The following is a 19,717-nucleotide window of genomic DNA, read 5'->3' as shown; positions in this document are numbered from 1 at the left end:
AATCTGAAAGAAATCATGAAAAAATATATCTCATTAATAGCCCTGCTTGTAGGATTCAACGCTTTCTCGCAGGAAGCTGAAGAAAGCGACTTCTACAAGATCATTACCATCCCCACACCGGAGACCATGCTCCTCGAAGTAGGTGGCATCACAACGCTTCCTGACGGAAGGGTGGCTCTCGCTACCAGGCGAGGTGATGTTTGGATAGTAGAGGATCCGTACATGAGGAACAGCAACTTGCCTTCCTTTACCCTTTTCGCCAGCGGCCTTCACGAGCCACTGGGACTGACTTTCAATGAGAATGCCCTATTGACAGCACAGCGGGGTGAGCTCACAAAGCTGCAGGACACCAACGGCGACGGGCGAGCCGATGTGTATGAAACCATCTACGCCTGGCCCGTATCAGGTCACTACCATGAATACTCTTATGGCCCTAAAATAGCCCCCGACGGAAGCATGTTTGTATCAGGCAATGTGGCTTTTGGTGACCAGGAGTGGTGGAGAGGCGAAAGCAGAGTGCCATGGAGAGGCTGGATCATGCGTATTTCACCAGAAGGAGCAATGGAGCCATGGGCTACTGGCATGCGATCACCAGCCGGACTAGGAATGATCAACGGAGAACTATTCTATGCCGACAACCAGGGTGATTGGATTGGCTCTGGAGGTATATGGCACATCAAAAAAGGAAGCTTCACCGGGCATCCAGCAGGTTTGAAATGGGCCGACAGAGCGGAATCTCCCGTGACTGTTTCCGCTAAAGAGTTCTTTTCCAAAGTACATGAGGAAAGGGAGCAAGTGGATGGCAGGTACCTCAAGCCTGAGAACAACGCCGATGAGAAAAACCCGGAGATGCTGTATCATGCAAAAGAAGCGGTACCTGAGATTACGCTGCCAGCGGTATGGTTGCCACATGGTATCCTGGGCATTTCGAATTCAGAAATTCTTGAGATAGGTGAAGAGGCCAGCTTTGGCCCGTTCAAAGACCAGCTTTTGATTGGCGACCAGGGTCAAAGCAAAATCATGAGGGTAAGCCTTGAAAAAGTAAACGGAGAGTACCAGGGTGTGGCCTTCGACTTTATCAAAGATTTCCAATCGGGGGTGCTTCGCATGAGCTGGGGCCATGATGGTTCGCTCTTCGTTGGAGAAACCAACCGAGGCTGGGGTTCGGCGGGAAGCACTACATCTGGCTTTGAACGTGTGGTGTGGACGGGCGAGACTCCTTTCGAAATGCAAACTGTGAAGGCCATGCCCGACGGTTTCGAAATTCGTTTCACTCAGCCAGTAGACAAAGCCACTGCGGAAGACCTCGACTCATACGCCGGCCAGTCTTTCATTTACAAGTACCACTCTGTTTATGGTAGCCCGCCTATTAATACAGAAAAACTCGGCATCAAAGGAGTGAAGGTTGCGGATGATGGCATGAGTGTAAGACTTGTGGTTGACAACCTGCGCCAATACTACGTGCATGAGATCAATCTGCCCGGAATAAAGTCTGCAAATGGATCATCGGTGCTCCACGGCACTGGTTACTACACCCTGAATAATATTCCCGCAGGCACGAAATTGAACATGACGGAGGTGAGCACCAAACGGTCATCGGCTTCTAAAAAGGTAGCGCCTAAAAAAGTCGCTGCAAAACCAGCAACTCCTAAGGCTTCAGCCAACGCTGTGCTGACGACTGAGGAGATCAAGCCAATTCTCGCAAAAAACACTTGCCTTGCATGCCATCAGGTTGACAAAAGGCAGGTTGGGCCGGCTTATAAAGACATTGCGGCCAGAAGGTATACGGCGAAGCAAATCGTTGATCTTATCCGCAACCCGAAGGCAGAAAACTGGCCAGGCTACTCCACGGAAATGCCCCCAATGCCACAAGTGTCAGACGAAGATGCGATGAAAATAGCCAACTGGATCATTTCATTGCAAGAAGAAAGACCCTAGGCGGCTGGAGAACAGAATGAAAGAATAAAGGCTTCCAGAGTTAATCTGGGAGCTTTTTTATGCGAGCAGTTTCACAAGCGCTTCCGTTCCGTGTGCCTGAGCGTGGATCAGGGCTGTGTTCCCTTTGTTGTCCTTCAAATGCTTGTCGGCCCCAGCATCCAGCAAGAGCTTTGCAATTTCAATCTGACCAAAGGTGGTGGCATAAATAAGGGCAGAGGCTCCTTGCTTGTTCTGAATGTTTACATCAGCTCCATGCTCAAGAAGCAATTCCACTATTTCAGCATTGCCCTTAAAGCAAACGCCCATCAATGCAGTGTTACCGGCAGCGTCAATAGCATTTACATCGACACCACTTGAAAGTAGAAACCTTGCGATTTCGATCTGGTCGCTATAGGTCGCTAATACAAGGGGCGTAAATCCACGGGCATCTAGCTTTGTCAGCAGCGAACTTTCCGCTGTTGCCATCGCATTCACACCAGCAAGATCACCTTGTCGTATCGACTGAAAAAAATCCATTCCTTCTTTCCTTTTTAGTGAAAAGGAGTAGCCGGTCGACTACTCCTCATAAACACCTACTCTATTAGCTGGGTAACTAATATCATCTATGTTTCTACAGCACAAATGTACGGCTGATACAGTTATAATTCAAACTGATTCTTTTTATGATTAAATAGATATAATCTATATTGCAGGAAACATGATTTAATGAATCTACAACAACTTGAGTACATAGTAGCACTCGATAACGAGAGAAGCTTTTCAAAAGCGTCAGATCAGTGCCACGTCACTCAGCCTACGTTGAGCATGATGATCCAAAAGCTGGAGTCAGAATATGACATAAAAATTTTTGACCGTAGCAAATACCCTGTGGTACCTACTGAAACGGGTAAGAGCCTGATTAGTCAGGCCAGGCTTATTTTGCAGGAGGTACACAAAATACAGGAGTTGGTGCAGGAAAAAAAGAACACGATTGCCGGCGACTTGCAAATTGGCATCATCCCTACCATTGCTCCTTACCTGCTTCCACTTTTTATCTATGAGTTTACGATCCGGTACCCTCATATCAAGTTGAAAATCTCAGAGCATGTCACAGAGGAAATACTTGAAAAGCTGGATGAAGGAAAGCTGGACGCCGGCATATTGGTTAGCCCAGACGACACTAAGCTTTTCAACGCCTTCCCCCTCTACTATGAGCCCTTTGTAGTGTACTCAGCCAGGAAGTTTGACAAAGAGCTTTTGCTGGCAGAAGACATTGACCCCAATGAGTTGCTGCTGCTTGAAGAGAGCCATTGCTTCCGCTCGCAAATCATTCAGTTCTGTGAGCTGCGGGACAAGAAAGAAAACACCCTGGAGTTCACGTCTGGCAGCCTGGAAACACTGAGAAACCTGGCGGATAAAAACCTTGGGATAACGATTTTGCCTGAGTTGAGCACTTTGCAACTCAGAGAAAGCGATACCCTGAAGCTCAAACGTTTCGCTGCACCTGAGCCTTTCCGGGTCATTAGCCTGATGACACGGCGTGACTTTGTGAAAAAGAGAATGATAACGGCTTTTATGGAAGAGATCAAAAAACACATTCCGGAAAAGTTTCAAGCACCTCAGGGGCAGGAAATTGCCTATAGACGAAAAGAAAAGAAGGTTACTTTTTAATTTAGACTCGTGAAAAATATACTCATTGAAGGATTGGGCTGGGTGGGTGCTGTTCTGCTATTGGCTGGCTTTGCGCTAACAAGCTACGGTTTTTTGGAGGGAGTATCCTTCGAATTTCAGTTGCTGAACCTGCTTGGAAGCGGCTTGTTGGCCATTTACACCTATGTCAAGAAGGCCTATCCTAATACAGTCCTCAATATCATCTGGATAGGGATCAGTCTGGTGGCAATTTATCGCACACTTTTTTAACCAAACGACCTGTGGCAAATACGGCTAAATGACCTTTGGGGGAGCCTTACCCAGCTCCCTTAGATACCTCAACCTGGTCTTTAGCTCAGACTGCGTGTCTCTCGAAAGCTCCATGTAAATTCGAAAACTTTCGTTTGCAAGTAGTTTTTCATCTATAAGGAGTTGAAATGCCTGATTTAGGTGTTTCCGAACTTCAGATAGACTTAAAATGCACTCCTCAGTGGTTTTGAGCGAGGGCACTTTGTTTTTAATATCAAGTGTGTATCTGTAGAACACATCCACTCTATCTTTCTTTCGCTGCGAGTTCCACTTCGCAAATGACCTGAGCCCACTGTATGTCGCCACCAGCAAAGTGAAAGCCAGTGCTATCGACTCCGCATAGCGCTCATAAAAAGATGGTTCATCTCGCTCCAGATAAACCCTGGAAGCTGCGTGCAGCGGAAAGTTTAAATCATCTGAGTTAAAGTCCTCCGACATGCGGGAATAAATAAGAGGACTTATCTTGTTCAAGTCCTGGTGATTTTCAAAAACTGCTTTAGTAATATCGTAAACCACATCATCCGGTAGAAAACCGCTTGCAACTAGTACAGCATCCACTGCCAAGGTGAACACCGGTGTCGGCGTCATTTTTCCATAGGTATATCTTGGGATCGTGAAAGTCTTCATTTGAGGATGCTTCATACAAATACCTTCAGTCACTGAACCAAGTCCCATTTGAGACTGGTCATCAAAACTGTATAGTTTAAACCCCTCCAACCCAATTAACTCCTCTTCCTTCAACAGATCAGTAAATCCACAAAAGACGTCAGAAGAAAAAATGTCGTCAGTCAATTTTACTTTCGACCTGTCTATTTCAAAAAATTGAAACAGCGTGACCATAAATTCATAACTGCCACTCCCCTCTTGTCCTATGTAAGCTGTCTTTCCATAAAAAAGATCCTCAAACGAGTGGATGGCCGTATCGCTCTTATACAGAATATGAAGAATCTCCGGGAAAATTGGCGCTATAGCAAAGACGCCTCCACTGAGAGGGGTATTGTTTTCAACAATAGTCAAGTGGGCTGCGCCTGTCGCCAGGGAATCGTACGCTGCCAATGACCCATCGCCAATAACCAACTCTACCTTATATCTTGTGTGTTCTTCAATAATCTGCTTAAGCACGCTGGCAATTTCTCCCTTTGGTTCATCCACGGAGTAAATGATTTTGACCGTCTCGAGTTCACTTTGACAAGCAGCCAAAAACAACAGCAAAGTGGCAAAAATTATATTTCTCATATTGAAAGGTTGGTTAGGTAGTATTGGGTCTTGGGGAGCCTTCTGATCAAGTTTGTAGCCTTTGGGGATTCACCGGGCCTTGTTGTCTAGTTCCCTTTTCTGGCTTAATACTGTGGCACGTTCTACCCACAAACTCAAACCCTTTTCCCCGGCTCCAGGTGCCTCAATCACTTTACATTTTTACTTAGCGATAGAAGCTGATCCGTGGTATGATAACCTTCCGCTCCCCCCACAAGCTTTTCATCCGCTCCCACAAACAATAAGGTGGGGTACGCCCTTACTCCAAATTTTCCTACCAGCTCCAGACCTTCGGCGGATTCACCATCAACGGCAATGTTGACAAACCTTTGATTGAAAACGTCACCTGCCTTTTCATCCGAAAAAGTTCTGGCTTTCATTGCCTTGCAGGGGCCACACCAGGTAGCGTAAACGTCGATAAAAATTAGTCTATCTTCCTTTTTCGCTGCTTCCAGCGCCTCTACCCAGGTAACCTGACGAAACTGTATTCCCTTTTCACTATTCTTTTCAAAATCAACAGCTGCGCTATTGGAAGCGATAAGAATTCCCGTAACGGCTATGCCAAGCAGTAAAATCAATTGTTTCATGTCGTAAAGATTTAGATCAAATATTTCTGCAAACCATCTCTCACGGCTCACTCACTCTATAAAAGGGAAAAGTGGCCGGTGCTTGCAGATGATTACTTAGTCGGCTAACGGCCCTAATCCTGACAAAATATGTCCGGGATTTTTTTAGTCGTTTTTTCATTGAAAAAAATAGCCCTGCCAAGAAAACAAGGTGCTGGTGTTGAGAATCGGGCTTTGAGCGGTGTGCGCTTACCGGCCAGCAGCAAATGTCGATGCAATGCCGATTCCTAAGTTCGTAACAGGGCAAATAGGTCAATGGTATGCCCAGGCAGCGACAAAATCGAAAATCCAGCTCATGGAGAACTAATCCGAGCCAGGAATTCTTTTAAGAAAAGTCTGCTGCTAGAAACAAAGAAAAATCGTTCTTGATAGCGTGTCGGTCGATTGCAGAGTGGTGATGAGCGACATGCAAACGGAATATTTAGTATTTTCATCAAAAAATATCTAACACGCTAGTTCAGACATACACTACATTTCCTCTTTATGGAATCAGCCAAAAAAAGCCCGGAAGAGGTGTCAGCAATCATAGGAGATTGGGTCAACTTGCACACCGACGATTTACTCCGATGGGCATTAAATAAAACTAACAACCAGGCCATCGCTGAGGATCTTGTTCAAGAAACATTTACTGCAGCGTTCAGTTACATTCATGGCTTTAAGTATGAAAGCCAGCCAAAAACCTGGCTCTTCTCCATCTTGAATAATAAGATCATTGACTACCACCGCAAAAAATTTAAGAATATCGTTCTAACGCAATCGCAACTGCAGCAGGATGGGGAGTCTGGAAATTTATTAGAAGAGATTTACGACGAAAATGGTCGGTGGCGTAAAAATAGCAGGCCTCAGGATTGGGGAGAAGGAAACAGCCATTTGCTCGACGATGCTGATTTCAGGCTGGTTCTTCAGTTTTGCCTCGATGAATTGCCCACAAAATGGTTCTCGGCAGTCCATCTCAAATACATGGATGAAAAAGACGGACAAGAAATCTGTAAGGATTTGGATGTTACCCCGTCCAATTTCTGGCAACTGTTAAGAAGAGCCAGGTTACAACTAAGAGCCTGTCTCGAAATTAAATGGTTTAAATCAGTATGACTATGTGGCGAATAATAAATTTTTTAATGCTCTCATGTAAAAAGTCTTCAGAGCTGATTGAGAAAAAACTGGATACAGGTTTAACAACTGTTGAGAACCTCCAGTTGAAAATGCACCTGAGCATGTGCTCCGCTTGTAGCTCCTACCAAAAACAGTCTACAAACATCCACAACACACTTAATAACTTCCTGAAAGAACCACAGGACTCACCCCACACCAAGGTGAGCAATAGCTCCACCGACGAGTTAAAATCCAGAATTCTTAAAAGCCTGGATAAAAAATAACATATTCTTTCTGCACATCACTGTCAGGTTTCTCCTGACCATGCGTCTATTGTTTTGTTGAAAGAGTTGGGCGAGTGTCCACAGCTCTCTGGCATACCAAAACAATAGAATGTGAAAAATAAACTTATCAAGCGAGGTATTATAGTAGTAGCTATCGGACTCGCAGCTGGCGTATTATATGCAGTATATCTCTTCAATATGCCGCACCGGGACGTGCAGGCTTCAAATGCGGATTTCGAATTAGAAGCCGGTGAATTGGTTTCGGAATACCTGGCAAATCCGGAGGCTGCCAACGAAAAGTACTTACAAGAGGAAGGAGAATCGAAGATTCTTATCATATCTGGCACCATTGCCTCCATCGATACTGATATGAACAACCTCCATGTGGTGCTGCTGAAAAAACCTACAGACAAAGCTGGCGTTAGCTGCACATTCATGACAAGCACGGATGAAAAAGCTGCACAGCTGAAAGTGGGGCAAACAATCTCGATAAAAGGAGTAATCCGGGCCGGTGCTGGCTACGACGCAGACCTTGGCCTTTACGAAAATGTTATCCTTGAGAAGTCTGATATAGTGTCAAAATAATTCCTTTAAAACTTATAAAAAGAACAAAATGAAAAATTCAGTTAAACTTTTATCATTGATACTGACATTTGTAGTGTCAGCTGCTTTCGCACCCAGATTCGGTAAACTGGTAAGCAATACCGGCCACATCAATTTCTTCTCTCACACCGCAGCCGAAGACATCTCTTCCGACAACTTCAAAGTCACAAGCACACTGGATACCGAGACGGGTGAAGTGGTGTTTTCGGTTCCGATGCAGAGTTTTGAGTTTGAAAAGGCACTCATGCAAAAGCATTTTAACAGCAATAATTTCCTTAACACGAAAAAGTATCCGAAGGCAAAGTTTGTAGGCAAAATTTCCAATGTGAGTGCAGTCAATTTTGACAAGGATGGGGTGTACGAAGCCAATGTGGAAGGCAACCTCACTATTAAAGCTGTAACCAATGCATTCTCTAACTCAGGAACGGTAACGATCAAAGGAAATGAAGTTAGTATAGACACAAAGTTTGACGTTATACTAAAAGATTTCGAAATCGCTTTTGAAGAAGGTAAGCCCTCCACCAATGTGGCCAAAGTGGTAGAAGTAACGGTAAAAACAATTTACAAAAAGTGATTATTGATTTTACCAAGAGGTAACCAGAGCGTTGCTACCAATCGATTCTATCCTGGGAATGGGGTTACGCTCTGGCCCCTTACAAGATCTTGACAACACCTTTCACTTTATTTTCCGGCATCATGAACTTTACGTTTCACAATATTGCAGATCTTGAAAGCATTCAAAAACTGCTTATCAATACCCCAAGTCATTTATTCACGAAGCAGCTACCCCTGATCAATGATGCGACCATTGGCCAGCATGTGCGACACATTCTTGAGTTCTACCAACAGTTAGTGCTGGAAGAAGCCAGCGGAAAAATCTGCTACGACAATAGAGTGAGAAATACCTCAATAGAAACAGACCCAAATTTTGCTATTCAAGTGGCACAGGGTCTTATTTCCAAGCTTACAAGGCTTACCAAAGACAAAGCTCTGTTGCTCAGAGCCAGCTACTCAGGCGACGAAGAGGAAAAAGAGGTCATCAATTCTTCCCTGAAAAGGGAGCTTGCTTATGCACTGGATCATAGTATTCACCATTTGGCAATAATCAAAATTGCCTTATGCGGCGAAGGGTTAAATATTGACCCCAAGCTTGGTCTTGCTCCATCAACATTAAGGTTCAAAAACAGCACTTACCAGAATTAATATGGAATCAGGGTTCGCCATTACAGTAGCCTGGCCTGAAACTCACTGCAAGCAAGCAGGGGCATGGTATGATCGGCTCATGTCAAAAACGGGGTTCAATAAAAATGGCTTCTATAAGGTTGGGCATGCGGCCGTGATTCTTATTTCAGATGCAGATCCCATCTGCGAATATTTCGATTTTGGAAGGTACCACGCTCCGAGGGGGTTTGGCAGGGTAAGAAGCCGACATACCGATCATGACCTTTCGATTAAAACCATTCCAAAATTTTCAAGGACAAGCCATAGTATTACAAACCTGGGAGATATTATGAAAGAACTTCATGAAAATCCCTCCTTTCACGGCGATGGGCCAGTATTCACAGCAGTCAAGCGAATCAACTTTGGCAAAGCTATGTGCCGTGCTTTGAAAGTTCAGGGAAAAGTTTTTTTGCCCTACGGCCCATTTATTGTCGGCGGGAGCAACTGTTCAAGGTTCGTTAGCAATGTCTTGAAATCGGGTAGCAGGTCCCTTTTATTTCGCTTAAAACTACAACTACAAGTGACGATCACCCCAACGCCCATCGGGAATGTGAAAGTGATTGCAAGGCAGCCCTATACCTACGGGCTTTTTGAAGAAGTATCGATATAGAGAAAAGAAAATATGCGAGAGCTTCCTGAACTATTGCCGCCACCCGTGTTTCCCGATCACTTGTCAAAAAACATTAAGTGGCTGGCTGGCGAGGGCGCTGGCTCCTGGTTCGAATTAACTCCAAAATCATCCGGGCTTTTGCAGTTGGTAAGGTATTCCCCGGACGGACGAGTGGAATGTAAATCGCTTCTGCAAACTGACGAAACGCTTGACCTCTCGGCCAGCTACTCGGTGGTGTATCCCAGTCATTGTAGCCTGGTCAGTGTGAAGCAAGCAGAGAAAATAATTACGCTAAGGCCCTGCACAGATGGCAAAACCCTCTGATTGGGCAGGAACAAAAAATACAGAAAAGAACTGTGGGGAGAAAAATATTTGAGTATTTGAATACAGGGGGCCTCCCTATTGCTTCGCTGGTTTTAATTATTCTGGTTACCCTTCTTTTAATCCCTTCACTCAAAAAAAATTCCTTCAATTATGATATCGAAGCCTTCTTTGCTTCCAACGATGAGGAAGTACAGGCGTATCAGAACTTTAGGCAGACGTTTGGGAACGAAAACGATGTGCTGCTAATAGGGGTACAATCGCACCAAAGCTTATTTGATGAGCCCTTTCTTAGCAATGTAGATACCCTTTCAAAATTGCTTTCGGAAGTCAAGAACGTCAAACGGGTACTATCACCTACCACACTCAATGACTATATAGAAACCCCGCTATCCGGGCTTCTGCCAATCCCCGTTGTCCACACAAATGATCCGACGAGGTATCCAGCAGATATCAGGCGGATATATGGCATAGGCGATTATACAGGCATGTTTTTCTCCAGAGACACGAGCAGCATCAGCCTGGTATTGCTGCTTGCTAACAACTTGTCCTACAATGAAAATGAAGCACTGCTCCAGGAGCTGAAAGATGTAATGCGAAGTGCCGGAGGATTTGACTATCATCTGGCGGGAAGGATACATACACAGCATCACTACATTAACAAAATGAAATCTGAAATGCTAATGCTATCAGTATTGGCATTCTTGCTATTCGTTGGCTCTCTGTTCTTTGTATTCCGCTCCTTTGCTTATGCGCTAATTCCAATAGTAGTCATCGTTATGTCGCTCATATGGCTTATGGGTGGTATAGCCATCAGCAATATCAAGTTGGACCTTATGCTGACCTTGCTACCCACACTTGTGTTTGTACTCAGCACCTCATTTTGCATTCATTTTTTAACCAGGTTTAGGGAAATATACAGATCTGCAGAAAACAAAGACGACGCAATTAAAGAGGCTTTTGTTGAGACACTCCTGCCAAATTTTCTTAGTGCTTGCACCACTGCCCTGGGGTTTTTGTCTCTCGTGTTTATACCGATACCCTCGATCCAACAGTTCGCAACACTTGCGTCGATTGGAATAGTGCTTTCATTTGCGATGGGTATGATCCTAATTCCATCGTTCCTTAGATTCATGCCCATAGCCCCACCACAGCGGCACGTCATCACAAAGAAAAAATCATTGATTGAAAGGGGTGTATCAAAGGCAGTCCACCATCCGTTGACGGTCATTGGTCTTTTTTCCCTCCTTGCTTTATTGAGCCTGCACTTCACTCTTGAAGTAAAAATAAACAATTATTTTCTCGACGACCTCGATCCAAAAAGTCCTTTAAAAGCTGACCTTCAATTCTTTGAGGATAAATTCAGCGGAGTAAGACCCTTCGAGATAGTGATGCAAACGACGACCAGGAATGGGTCTATCCTCGACTTTGAAGCACTTGATGAAATACAGCAACTAGAAAGCTTTTTAAAAAACGAATATGGTGCCGGCTACCTGTCAAGCCCACTTCACATTATCAGGTCTCTCAACCGTGCAAAACATGGAGGCGTTGCAGGTTCCTATGAGGTACCACTCAGTAAGCAAAAACTCAAGAACCTGGCAGCTCAAGCCAATAACCATCATATATGGAGGCATGCGAGTGAGCTAATATCGAACGATCAAAAAACCGCACGAATCTCAGGCAGATTATTGGACTTAGGCAGCGCCGTGTACAGGGAGAGGAATATTGGTCTTCAGCACGTCTTTGATTCCATTGGACATCACTTATCCTTTCGGCTAACCGGAACAGCCCATCTCATTGACAATGCAAACCACGCCGTTAGCAAGTATTTTACAAGGGGAATCCTCACTGCAATCTCTATTTCGTCGTTGGTTGTTTTGCTTTTTTTCAGGTCAATAAAAATCACGGCCATTTCGCTGATAGTTAATATGCTACCCCTGCTAGTGGCCAGCGGAATGATGGGACTTTTTGGTATCGACCTGAAGGTATCTACTGCCCTGATCTTTACCATAGTTTATGGTATCGCCGTAGATGACACCATCCACTTTCTCAACAACTATCGAAAGCATCGACGAAGCCAAAGTCATCGGAAGGCGATCCTCTCCTCTGCGGCTGAAATGACCAACCCAATGGTATTCACGTCTGTGGTTCTAATGTCAGGCTTTCTGATTTTGTCCGCTTCATCCTTTCAAAGTATTCACACTATGGGCATCATGATCAGCTTTTCCATGGTCGTTGCAGTCATCGCAGATCTTTTACTGCTGCCTGCTCTTTTGGTTTTAGGAAAGGTTCGTAAAACCAAAGTTCACTAATAAATAAAGTGGCTGTTGTCAGGATTTCAGAATCTCACGTCTAATCCCCAAACAAACATTTAAATATCTCAGACTATGAAAGGTTTCAAAATTGGTTACTGGATTGCGCTGGTATTATTTTCCGCATTTATGCTGATGTCAGCATTCAACTTTCTTTTCAATACGGACGTTACCGCCACGCTTTTTAAGAGCCTTGGCTTTCCCTCGTTCATAATAATTCCCCTGGGCGTCGCTAAAATACTTGGTGTAATTGCCATTGCCTCCAGGTATTCTGAAAAGTTAAAAGAGTGGGCATTGGTTGGCTTTTTCTTTGATTTCAGTATGGCGATCTATTCCCATATCAATGCCAACGACGGCATGTTTATGATGCCTGTGCTGGCATTAATTATGCTCCTCGCTGTCTTCTTCTTCGAAAAAAAGGCATTTGAAGCTGCATAGGGCTTTACTGACCACAGTCGGCCCTGGTGTGGCCGCTGTCCAGTCAGAAAACCGTCCCGATGACTTGCCCAAGATTTACTTTCGAGGTGAGCTATCAGGATATAGACAGTGTGAAATGAAGGAGGCGGCAAACGTGCCCGCTCTAAAAATGGGTTTCAAGCAACTTGTCAGCCTTCAGAGGTCAAATAACCTGACTCAGCATGCACAAAAAATCACGTAAAAAATGTCAGAAATCAACGGCGACCTTGTCAAATAGCTGCCAATTAACTCACAAATTCGTCATGAGAAAAATTCTAATCCTGTGCCTGGCTTTGATTTCATTTAGTAGCTATTCGCAACAAAAATTTGCTACAAAGAGCGGCAAGCCCCTTTTCGAAGGTTATGATCCGGTTAGCTATTTTAGCGGAACGCCGACACCGGGCAACATTCAGCACTTTTACCTCCTCGACGAGCAAATGATTTACTTTTCCTCAGAGAGCAACAGAGAAAAATTCGCTAACAACCCGTCAAAATATTTGCCAGCATATGGTGGTTGGTGCTCCATATCAATGGCGGAAGACCATTTTGTCATTCCTGACTACACGATGTACAAAATTCAGGACAACCAGCTTCACTTCTTTTCGGTAAGAGCATTTTTCAACGGGCTCACAGCCTGGGAGAAAGACCCCATCGGCAACAAAATAAAGGCGACAGCAAATTATACCAAACACTTTCAAGCGAACTAAAGACAATACTAAATCTATAAGTTGATCAGAACATGTGAACCTGAAAACAAAAAGATTGATCTGGGCATTAGGCTTGCCAAAGACAATTGATTAATTAAGGTTGACATAACAACTCATAAATACCAACATGAAAAAGATGAGTAGACATGAAATAACATTCCCAAATAAAGAAGGCATAAGGCTGTCTGCAAAGCTCGAGCTGCCAGCCGGAGGCCAGCGTCATGGCTATGCCATTTTTGCACATTGTTTTACCTGTAGCAAAAACCTCCATGCGGTCAGGGCAATTTCAAGCGCCCTGACGCTAAATGGTTTCGGCGTGCTTAGCTTCGACTTCACGGGTCTTGGTAGCAGCGAAGGTGATTTTTCCGACACCAACTTTTCATCCAATGTCGATGATCTTGTTTATGCCGCTAAGTTTTTGGAAGCAGAGTATGAGGCTCCCACTCTGCTGATAGGGCATTCACTTGGGGGTGCTGCCGTTCTTTATGCTTCCATACAAATGCCATCTGTCAAGGCGATTGCCACCATTGGAGCCCCCTCCAACCCAGCCCATGTGGCACATCTTTTTGAAAATAGCATCGACGATATCGAGGCTTCAGGTGAAGCGAAAGTTAATATTGGGGGGCGTCCATTCACAATAAAAAAACAGCTGGTCGATAACCTGCGTGAGCATCAACTTCCTGAAGTGATGAAGGGCCTCAGAAAATCTACTCTTTTTCTGCATTCCCCTCAAGACACCACAGTGGGAATCGAAAATGCGGCGGCACTATATGCAGCAGCGCACCACCCGAAAAGTTTTATTTCTCTCGAAGGCGCTGACCACCTGCTTAGCAGAAAGGCAGATGCCATATATGCAGGAAATGTTATCGCCTCATGGGCCAACAGGTATATTCCTTTAAAAGATGAGGAACCGCTCATGTCCGACGCTGCGCTCGTAGCAAAAATAGGTGGAAAGAGTTCGGCCTTCGCTACACAAATTCAAGCTGGCAAACATTCATTTACTGCCGACGAACCTGAGAATGTAGGAGGTTTGGATACCGGCCCTTCTCCTTATCAACTGTTAATGGGCGCACTTGCGGCTTGCACTGTAATTACACTGCGAATGTATGCTGATCGCAAAAAGTGGCCGCTTAATGAAGTTTTGGTGCACATAAATCATAGCACGGGGCACATGGACGATTGTGAAAAATGTGAAGACACCACAGGGAAAACAAGCAAGTTCGAGCGGATAATCGAACTTACCGGACAACTCGATGAGTCTCAGAGGGGCCGACTCCTTGAGATTGCCAATAAGTGTCCTGTTCATAAAATGTTGGAAGCAGGAGCAGTTGTTGAAACCAAACTCCAATGAGTAACATGAGGTAACCGAATACTAAACGAAATGGAAGCGTAAGGTGTGTTACTCAATCTGGAAACGCTAACGCCACATACTCATCACCCGACTTACTCCCACTTCCCCAATACTGTTTTGAACATTATTTGGGCTGGAACAAGCGCCGTTGCTATATTCGACATCCTTATTTAATATGTAAGCGGCCTCCCCGAATCAAAAATGAACAGGAATGAAAGTAGCTCCCTTTGTTTCAGCCTTTGAAAATAGTTTTGCAGAACATTCGCATCTCTCTCCCTGGGAGATCACCTCAAGCCTGACAGAAATAGTGCTCTCACTGCTGAAGAGTTGTAAGGATGATTTCAACATTCAAAACGGTATTGCCGTGCACAAAACAGCAACTATTGAAGAAGGAGCCATCATCAAAGCGCCAGCTATTATTGGCCCAAAGTGCTTTATTGCAGCCCATGCCTACCTGCGTGGAGGGGTTTTCCTGGGACAGGGTGTGACCATCGGGCCTGGGTGCGAAGTGAAATCAAGCATCATTTTCGATCACAGCAGCCTGGCTCATTTCAATTTCGTTGGCGATAGCATCATCGGAAGTAATGTGAATTTTGAAGCAGGTTCCGTCATAGCCAATCATAATAATGAAAGACCGGACAAGCAAATAAGAGTCCTGCATCAAAGCAGGGTTGTTGAAACCGGCAGCACAAAATTCGGTGCTCTGGTAGGCGACAACTGCAAGGTAGGGGCCAATGCAGTGTTGTCGCCCGGCACTGTGCTTGAGAAAAACAAAGTCGTGAAGCGACTAGAGTTGGTTGAGCAGGTTATAGAATGATTTGACGAAGAAAGCCGCCCTCCTTGCAAAGGCTTTAAAAAGAAAAACCACCGTCATGTCACAGTGGTCTTTGCAATTGAGTAAGGGTTTGAATAAAACTTTACTCGTTGTCTACAAACTCAAAATTTTCTAGTCGTAGGCCCGCTTCTGAAACCATTTGTCATGCAGGCTCAGGCCAACACTTACCGTGTACACTGACTCTCTTCCAGTGGCACTTGTCCCCATTTGTTCCCAGCCAAAGCCCAGATTAATTCTTGACATATAATTGCTCAGGGGGAGGCTTAGTCCGCCGGTTATCCCGTAGCCAGCCAGCTGCTGCTGGGTTAACTTCCAGGGTTTTGTTTCATAGAAGAAGCCAGCCCGCACAACTGCTCTGCCAAAATAGGATTGACTTGCCGGATTGGGCATCCAGTCGACGCCTCCGGAAAACCTCCGGGTATCAAGCATGGTCACCTCGTTACCGAGAAAAGCCTTCGAATAATCCTTGTAGAGGAAATCGCCACTGACAGCCACCTTGTCGAATAGAGATACCTCCAGTCCCACCCCGTATTCATCCGGAGTTATGTAATCGTCAGGGTAAGAATCCCAGCCGATGAGCAGACTTGATGTTTCGGCGTTGATCAGCTGATTGGTTTGAACAGTTTTCAGCTGAGTGCCTTTTTTCCATATGCCTCCAGCGTTGATATAACTATTCTTCCCGAATTTCTGCTGATACTGCATGCCAAAGTCAAAAGCAAAGTTGGCAAGAGACAGCCTGTCTCTGGCATAAGTTTCGTCCAGCTCGTCCAGCTGCACCTTCGTTTCCCGCTGCAGCGATCCAAAAAGGTAGTTGGCATTGAAGCCGAAAGAAAGTCGCTTCCAAATCGTGTAACCAGCCCCAACATAGTAGCGATTCACCCCTCCTGTGCCTTTGTTCAACACATCGTAATTGCCATAGCCAGCCAGGTTTTTTACCTCGTTGATATTGTAGCCCATTTTTGAGTAGGGCGACATGCCCACCACCAATCCCAGATTATTCATTGGCTTGAACCACATCGTTAGGTTGGTAATGGAACTTTCTACCGAATTATAGTGGCTGCTGCTGTAGGTAAAGTCATGAAATGAAAAAGCATAATCGGCCAGGAAAATATAATTTGACGGAACAATCGGGCTTGTATAGGCAGCCGGGTTGGCGGTATTTAAGTCGTACCACGGCCGGCTGCCAATACCCGTTCCTCCTTTGGCTGTATTGATGCCTGAGCCCTGTGTTACCAGCTGGCCGATGCCATAGTAACTATAGGGCGAGCCATAAATATCCTGCCCCGTAACGGCAGCCAGGGTGCTAAGAAGTAACACAAATGTTAGGATGACGCCTTTCATCATCAAAGATCTTCGTCGTAGACTTCTTCAGGTTTGAACTCCCAAATGTCATCCAACCTTACTGTGGAGCTCCGTCCAGTGGTTACAAAAATTCTGCTGCCTGCCACAAATGCGACTGCATCCTCCCTGGCGGGGCCTTCTATACCCGTATATTCTGACCAAAGGTCGGTGACAGGGTTATATTCCCAGGTGCTTACCAGCAAGCCGCTAAAGTTACCCGTCGTGATATACCCCTTGCCATCTCTGCTAAAAGCAACAGCATTGTGCCTTACCACCAGGTAGTCGTCATCATCGTCAAGATCCAGCATTTGCTGCCATGTCCCGGCCACCATATCATAGGCCCAAAAATCGTACTGATAAACACCATTGTTTCTGCCAGTGCCTACATAAGCCTTGTTGTCGATAGTGAATGCTATTGCATCCACCCGCTTGGATCCACCTATGCTGATCACCTGCGTCCACTCATTGGCAGCCGGGTCGTAGGTCCAAAAGTCCTTAAGGTCATTGCCGTCGTAGCCAGTACCCACATACCCGTTTGTTGCAGAACTAAACGCTACGGCACCGTACCTGGCTGAGCCTCCGAAATCGGTCACCTGAGTCCAAGTGTCTGTAGAGGGGTCATATTCCCAAAAATCATCTAAATCATTCAACCCGTCGTAACCCGTACCCACATAACCTTTTCCGTTTACGCTAAAAGCCACGGCGGCACTTCTTTTCACTCCAGGAAAATCTGCCTTTCTCAACCAAAAGTTCAAAGACGGATCATACTCCCACAAGTCACTAAGGTATTCTGTGCCGGTGTAGCCGGTAGCCACATATGCCTTCTCTCCTATGCTGAAAGAAACAGCACCACTTCTTGTTACTCCTTCAAAATCAGACACCTTGGTCCAGTTTCCCTGTGAGTCGTCGTCTTCGCTATCATCGAGACATCCGGTGGATATAATACCCAGGCCCAGGAAAAGAAGCCATTTCATTTTTAAATTCATCCCTTTCATGTGTATAAATTTTGATTTTCGGCGGCCACATGGAATAGCCAATAGCATTTCGGAAGTGATAGTCGACTGTTCTCCGACTTTATTCATTTCCGCTAGGTATGGCTCTCCTTATGGCTATTTCATGTGTATAAATTTTGATTTTCGGCGGCCACATGGAATAGCCAATAGCATTTCGGAAGTGATAGTCGACTGTTCTCCGACTTTATTCATTTCCGCTAGGTATGGCTCTCCTTATGGCTATTTCATCTGTATAAAGTTTATTTTTTTAGTGGCCAGATCGGTCGCTCGGCGAACCGCCGCCGAAGCGGGAATAGCCAAAACCTTTTGGAAGCGATAGTCGACTATTCTCCGACTTTATTCATTCCGCTGGGTATGGACTTTCCTTACGGCTATTTCATCTTATTAATCTATGTGTGTTTAATTATCATCTGTATCTAGCGGTATATAGTATACCTGGAGCTTCATTCCGTTGGCCCAGTAGCCGTCCTTCAGGTACACCCTGCCGGCGCCGTAAAGCATAATATCCTCACTAAGACCCAATAGAATCGAATAGTCGTTTGACTGATCAGTGTCGAGCAGGTTGTTCACCAGATCGGTCACTTCAAGGCGGTAGAAAGTATCTTTCCCAAATTCGTCGTCAAGCACAAACTCACTACTGGTGTCAAATACACCGAGTGGATAATTGTCAATACTTCCATAATATCCCGCAATAGAAGTTGGCAGATTGGTATTGGTCCCGCTTCGGTAGGTTCCTGCTACCGGTCTTATCACCAGGTCAGCATGGGGTATGTACACACTACCGGGCAGGATAAGAAGCTCCTGGATGTATGGAATTTCCACCTTTGTCATTATGTAGGCACCCGCCTGAATAAACGAATAGTGATCGGTTAACTCCGAGCTCAGCTCATCCAACTGGCTCTCCAGGCCACTCAATGCTGTCGATTTTGGCTTGAACGTAGTCTTATTGAAGCAAACCGTACCCTGGCTTACAGGGAACTTATTGGTCAATTGCGTGGGTGGTATATCTGTGTAATCAGAATAATAGAGTTTGAGGCTCGAATTAGCTTTTGTAAATCCCAAAAAGCCCTCACTGTCAGCACCCGGAACCAACGCAAATCCTTTCAGAAAGTCGGTGAATAGTGCAAGATTAAATAAGGCGCTGTTACTTGTCAGTCCCATCTCAAGCAGCTCCTTGCCCAAAGCATCGGGCAGCCTTATTTCTAAAGAATCAGTCGCATTTGGCCTTGGCTTGAAGGAGTATGACCTAAGTGGCGTTTTTTCGAGACCAAAGCCTGCCGTATTGTAAATAGTCCCATAGGTATTGTACTCCATACTTTCAGCTAACCTGTAAACATCGATGGTTTGCGTTTGAAGGGTATCAAAATAGTTGTAGTCGTAATAGAGCACCAGTGTCAGGCTATCGAACCGGGAAGCAGCAGGCGGGTAAAACGAGTAGTCCTGGTAGGCTACTTCGAAAAACGAGCTCGACGTAATTTCCCCAATATATTCATCCTGATGGCGGCCCACCAGTAAGCGTTCGGTGTCGGATGTTACAAAAGAATCGAGACGAACGGTGGACACATCAAGTGTGAGCGTGTCAATAATTATAAAGTCAGGGGTAATATCATCGATCAAATCTACCGACACAGGCAGAAGGTCATTCTCTACGCAACTGGCGATTGCCACGGCAATACCAAGCAGCAGAACCACAACTTTTAACTTGCTAGCTATTTTCTTCAAACCCATACCCTTTTCTCACTCCTACTACAATTGGAAAATTGAAATCTTAAGTAAAATTGATGCTGAAAGCCCGGGTGCCGAAATTTTTTCAAC

General features: G+C 45.1%; 19 protein-coding genes and 1 pseudogene. 14 read left to right on the top strand and 6 right to left on the bottom strand.

Features of this window, described 5'->3' with window-relative positions; all coding sequences use genetic code 11:
• Positions 1–15 precede the first annotated feature (15 nt).
• Positions 16–1,938 carry a DUF7133 domain-containing protein gene (locus ACMVP2_RS15800; RefSeq protein WP_416864229.1) on the top strand — a complete coding sequence of 641 codons (1,923 nt, stop codon included), beginning with the start codon at positions 16–18 and terminating at the stop codon, positions 1,936–1,938.
• A 57-nt stretch (positions 1,939–1,995) separates the two neighbouring features.
• On the opposite strand, the gene ACMVP2_RS15795 is transcribed toward ACMVP2_RS15800, so the two are convergent.
• Positions 1,996–2,454: an ankyrin repeat domain-containing protein gene (locus tag ACMVP2_RS15795; RefSeq protein ID WP_416864228.1), complete on the bottom strand. Its 459-nt coding sequence runs from the start codon at positions 2,452–2,454 to the stop codon at positions 1,996–1,998.
• A 189-nt stretch (positions 2,455–2,643) separates the two neighbouring features.
• On the opposite strand from ACMVP2_RS15795, the gene ACMVP2_RS15790 reads away from it, so the two are divergent.
• Together ACMVP2_RS15790 and ACMVP2_RS15785 are read left to right on the top strand one after the other, a co-directional pair.
• On the top strand, positions 2,644–3,588 hold the full coding sequence (locus tag ACMVP2_RS15790) for a LysR substrate-binding domain-containing protein (RefSeq protein WP_416864227.1): 945 nt from the start codon (positions 2,644–2,646) through the stop codon (positions 3,586–3,588).
• 9 nt (positions 3,589–3,597) lie between these two features.
• Positions 3,598–3,837: a CBU_0592 family membrane protein gene (locus ACMVP2_RS15785; RefSeq protein WP_416864226.1), complete on the top strand. Its 240-nt coding sequence runs from the start codon at positions 3,598–3,600 to the stop codon at positions 3,835–3,837.
• A gap of 24 nt (positions 3,838–3,861) precedes the next feature.
• Here ACMVP2_RS15785 and ACMVP2_RS15780 read toward each other — a convergent pair whose 3' ends face one another.
• Positions 3,862–5,112 carry a TAXI family TRAP transporter solute-binding subunit gene (locus ACMVP2_RS15780; RefSeq protein WP_416864225.1) on the bottom strand — a complete coding sequence of 417 codons (1,251 nt, stop codon included), beginning with the start codon at positions 5,110–5,112 and terminating at the stop codon, positions 3,862–3,864.
• A 167-nt stretch (positions 5,113–5,279) separates the two neighbouring features.
• Positions 5,280–5,717: a thioredoxin family protein gene (locus ACMVP2_RS15775; protein ID WP_416864224.1), complete on the bottom strand. Its 438-nt coding sequence runs from the start codon at positions 5,715–5,717 to the stop codon at positions 5,280–5,282.
• Between the two features lie 522 nt (positions 5,718–6,239).
• Here ACMVP2_RS15775 and ACMVP2_RS15770 point away from each other — a divergent pair.
• The 11 genes and pseudogenes from ACMVP2_RS15770 (at position 6,240) to ACMVP2_RS15720 (ending at position 15,530) form a co-directional block, all read left to right on the top strand.
• The gene (locus tag ACMVP2_RS15770) at positions 6,240–6,848 is read left to right on the top strand and encodes a sigma-70 family RNA polymerase sigma factor (RefSeq protein ID WP_416864223.1); all 609 of its coding nucleotides are present in this window, start codon (positions 6,240–6,242) and stop codon (positions 6,846–6,848) included.
• A 26-nt stretch (positions 6,849–6,874) separates the two neighbouring features.
• A complete protein-coding gene (locus ACMVP2_RS15765) occupies positions 6,875–7,132 on the top strand; it encodes a zf-HC2 domain-containing protein (RefSeq protein ID WP_416864222.1) in 258 nt (85 codons plus the stop codon).
• A gap of 111 nt (positions 7,133–7,243) precedes the next feature.
• Positions 7,244–7,717 (top strand): OB-fold protein, encoded by a 474-nt coding sequence (locus ACMVP2_RS15760; protein WP_416864221.1) that lies wholly within the window; start codon positions 7,244–7,246, stop codon positions 7,715–7,717.
• Between the two features lie 28 nt (positions 7,718–7,745).
• The gene (locus ACMVP2_RS15755) at positions 7,746–8,309 is read left to right on the top strand and encodes a YceI family protein (RefSeq protein WP_416864220.1); all 564 of its coding nucleotides are present in this window, start codon (positions 7,746–7,748) and stop codon (positions 8,307–8,309) included.
• 122 nt (positions 8,310–8,431) lie between these two features.
• The gene (locus ACMVP2_RS15750; protein WP_416864219.1) at positions 8,432–8,938 is read left to right on the top strand and encodes a hypothetical protein; all 507 of its coding nucleotides are present in this window, start codon (positions 8,432–8,434) and stop codon (positions 8,936–8,938) included.
• A 1-nt stretch (position 8,939) separates the two neighbouring features.
• Positions 8,940–9,890: pseudogene (locus ACMVP2_RS15745) on the top strand (DUF6695 family protein).
• Between the two features lie 32 nt (positions 9,891–9,922).
• Positions 9,923–12,199: an efflux RND transporter permease subunit gene (locus ACMVP2_RS15740; protein WP_416864218.1), complete on the top strand. Its 2,277-nt coding sequence runs from the start codon at positions 9,923–9,925 to the stop codon at positions 12,197–12,199.
• Between the two features lie 75 nt (positions 12,200–12,274).
• Positions 12,275–12,637 (top strand): DoxX family protein, encoded by a 363-nt coding sequence (locus tag ACMVP2_RS15735; protein WP_416864217.1) that lies wholly within the window; start codon positions 12,275–12,277, stop codon positions 12,635–12,637.
• Positions 12,638–12,918: 281 nt separating this feature from the next.
• Positions 12,919–13,362, top strand: coding sequence for a YHS domain-containing (seleno)protein (locus ACMVP2_RS15730; RefSeq protein WP_416864216.1), 444 nt, complete (start codon positions 12,919–12,921; stop codon positions 13,360–13,362).
• Between the two features lie 136 nt (positions 13,363–13,498).
• On the top strand, positions 13,499–14,713 hold the full coding sequence (locus ACMVP2_RS15725) for an alpha/beta fold hydrolase (RefSeq protein ID WP_416864215.1): 1,215 nt from the start codon (positions 13,499–13,501) through the stop codon (positions 14,711–14,713).
• A gap of 211 nt (positions 14,714–14,924) precedes the next feature.
• Positions 14,925–15,530, top strand: a complete 606-nt coding sequence (locus tag ACMVP2_RS15720; RefSeq protein ID WP_416864214.1) for a DapH/DapD/GlmU-related protein — start codon at positions 14,925–14,927, stop codon at positions 15,528–15,530.
• 129 nt (positions 15,531–15,659) lie between these two features.
• Here ACMVP2_RS15720 and ACMVP2_RS15715 read toward each other — a convergent pair whose 3' ends face one another.
• From ACMVP2_RS15715 to ACMVP2_RS15705, 3 genes are all read right to left on the bottom strand, one after another.
• On the bottom strand, positions 15,660–16,865 hold the full coding sequence (locus tag ACMVP2_RS15715) for a hypothetical protein (protein WP_416864213.1): 1,206 nt from the start codon (positions 16,863–16,865) through the stop codon (positions 15,660–15,662).
• Positions 16,866–16,891: 26 nt separating this feature from the next.
• On the bottom strand, positions 16,892–17,863 hold the full coding sequence (locus tag ACMVP2_RS15710; RefSeq protein ID WP_416864212.1) for a Kelch repeat-containing protein: 972 nt from the start codon (positions 17,861–17,863) through the stop codon (positions 16,892–16,894).
• 438 nt (positions 17,864–18,301) lie between these two features.
• A complete protein-coding gene (locus tag ACMVP2_RS15705) occupies positions 18,302–19,624 on the bottom strand; it encodes a DUF4270 family protein (protein WP_416864211.1) in 1,323 nt (440 codons plus the stop codon).
• Positions 19,625–19,717 lie beyond the last annotated feature (93 nt).

The sequence above is a fragment of the Imperialibacter sp. genome, assembly GCF_048007035.1.
In the GTDB taxonomy this organism is placed as follows: domain Bacteria; phylum Bacteroidota; class Bacteroidia; order Cytophagales; family Cyclobacteriaceae; genus Imperialibacter.
This window is presented reverse-complemented; position numbering and strand designations above follow the sequence as displayed.

What these genes read in the sequence shown, in the direction of transcription:
- ACMVP2_RS15790 (WP_416864227.1), top strand. Translation starts at nt 2,644, where the DNA reads ATGAATCTACAACAACTTGAGTACATAGTAGCACTCGATAACGAGAGA.
- ACMVP2_RS15710 (WP_416864212.1), bottom strand. Translation starts at nt 17,863, where the DNA reads ATGAAATGGCTTCTTTTCCTGGGCCTGGGTATTATATCCACCGGATGT.
- ACMVP2_RS15800 (WP_416864229.1), top strand. Translation starts at nt 16, where the DNA reads ATGAAAAAATATATCTCATTAATAGCCCTGCTTGTAGGATTCAACGCT.
- ACMVP2_RS15755 (WP_416864220.1), top strand. Translation starts at nt 7,746, where the DNA reads ATGAAAAATTCAGTTAAACTTTTATCATTGATACTGACATTTGTAGTG.
- ACMVP2_RS15795 (WP_416864228.1), bottom strand. Translation starts at nt 2,454, where the DNA reads ATGGATTTTTTTCAGTCGATACGACAAGGTGATCTTGCTGGTGTGAAT.
- ACMVP2_RS15780 (WP_416864225.1), bottom strand. Translation starts at nt 5,112, where the DNA reads ATGAGAAATATAATTTTTGCCACTTTGCTGTTGTTTTTGGCTGCTTGT.
- ACMVP2_RS15750 (WP_416864219.1), top strand. Translation starts at nt 8,432, where the DNA reads ATGAACTTTACGTTTCACAATATTGCAGATCTTGAAAGCATTCAAAAA.
- ACMVP2_RS15730 (WP_416864216.1), top strand. Translation starts at nt 12,919, where the DNA reads ATGAGAAAAATTCTAATCCTGTGCCTGGCTTTGATTTCATTTAGTAGC.
- ACMVP2_RS15735 (WP_416864217.1), top strand. Translation starts at nt 12,275, where the DNA reads ATGAAAGGTTTCAAAATTGGTTACTGGATTGCGCTGGTATTATTTTCC.
- ACMVP2_RS15770 (WP_416864223.1), top strand. Translation starts at nt 6,240, where the DNA reads ATGGAATCAGCCAAAAAAAGCCCGGAAGAGGTGTCAGCAATCATAGGA.
- ACMVP2_RS15725 (WP_416864215.1), top strand. Translation starts at nt 13,499, where the DNA reads ATGAGTAGACATGAAATAACATTCCCAAATAAAGAAGGCATAAGGCTG.
- ACMVP2_RS15720 (WP_416864214.1), top strand. Translation starts at nt 14,925, where the DNA reads ATGAAAGTAGCTCCCTTTGTTTCAGCCTTTGAAAATAGTTTTGCAGAA.
- ACMVP2_RS15765 (WP_416864222.1), top strand. Translation starts at nt 6,875, where the DNA reads ATGCTCTCATGTAAAAAGTCTTCAGAGCTGATTGAGAAAAAACTGGAT.
- ACMVP2_RS15775 (WP_416864224.1), bottom strand. Translation starts at nt 5,717, where the DNA reads ATGAAACAATTGATTTTACTGCTTGGCATAGCCGTTACGGGAATTCTT.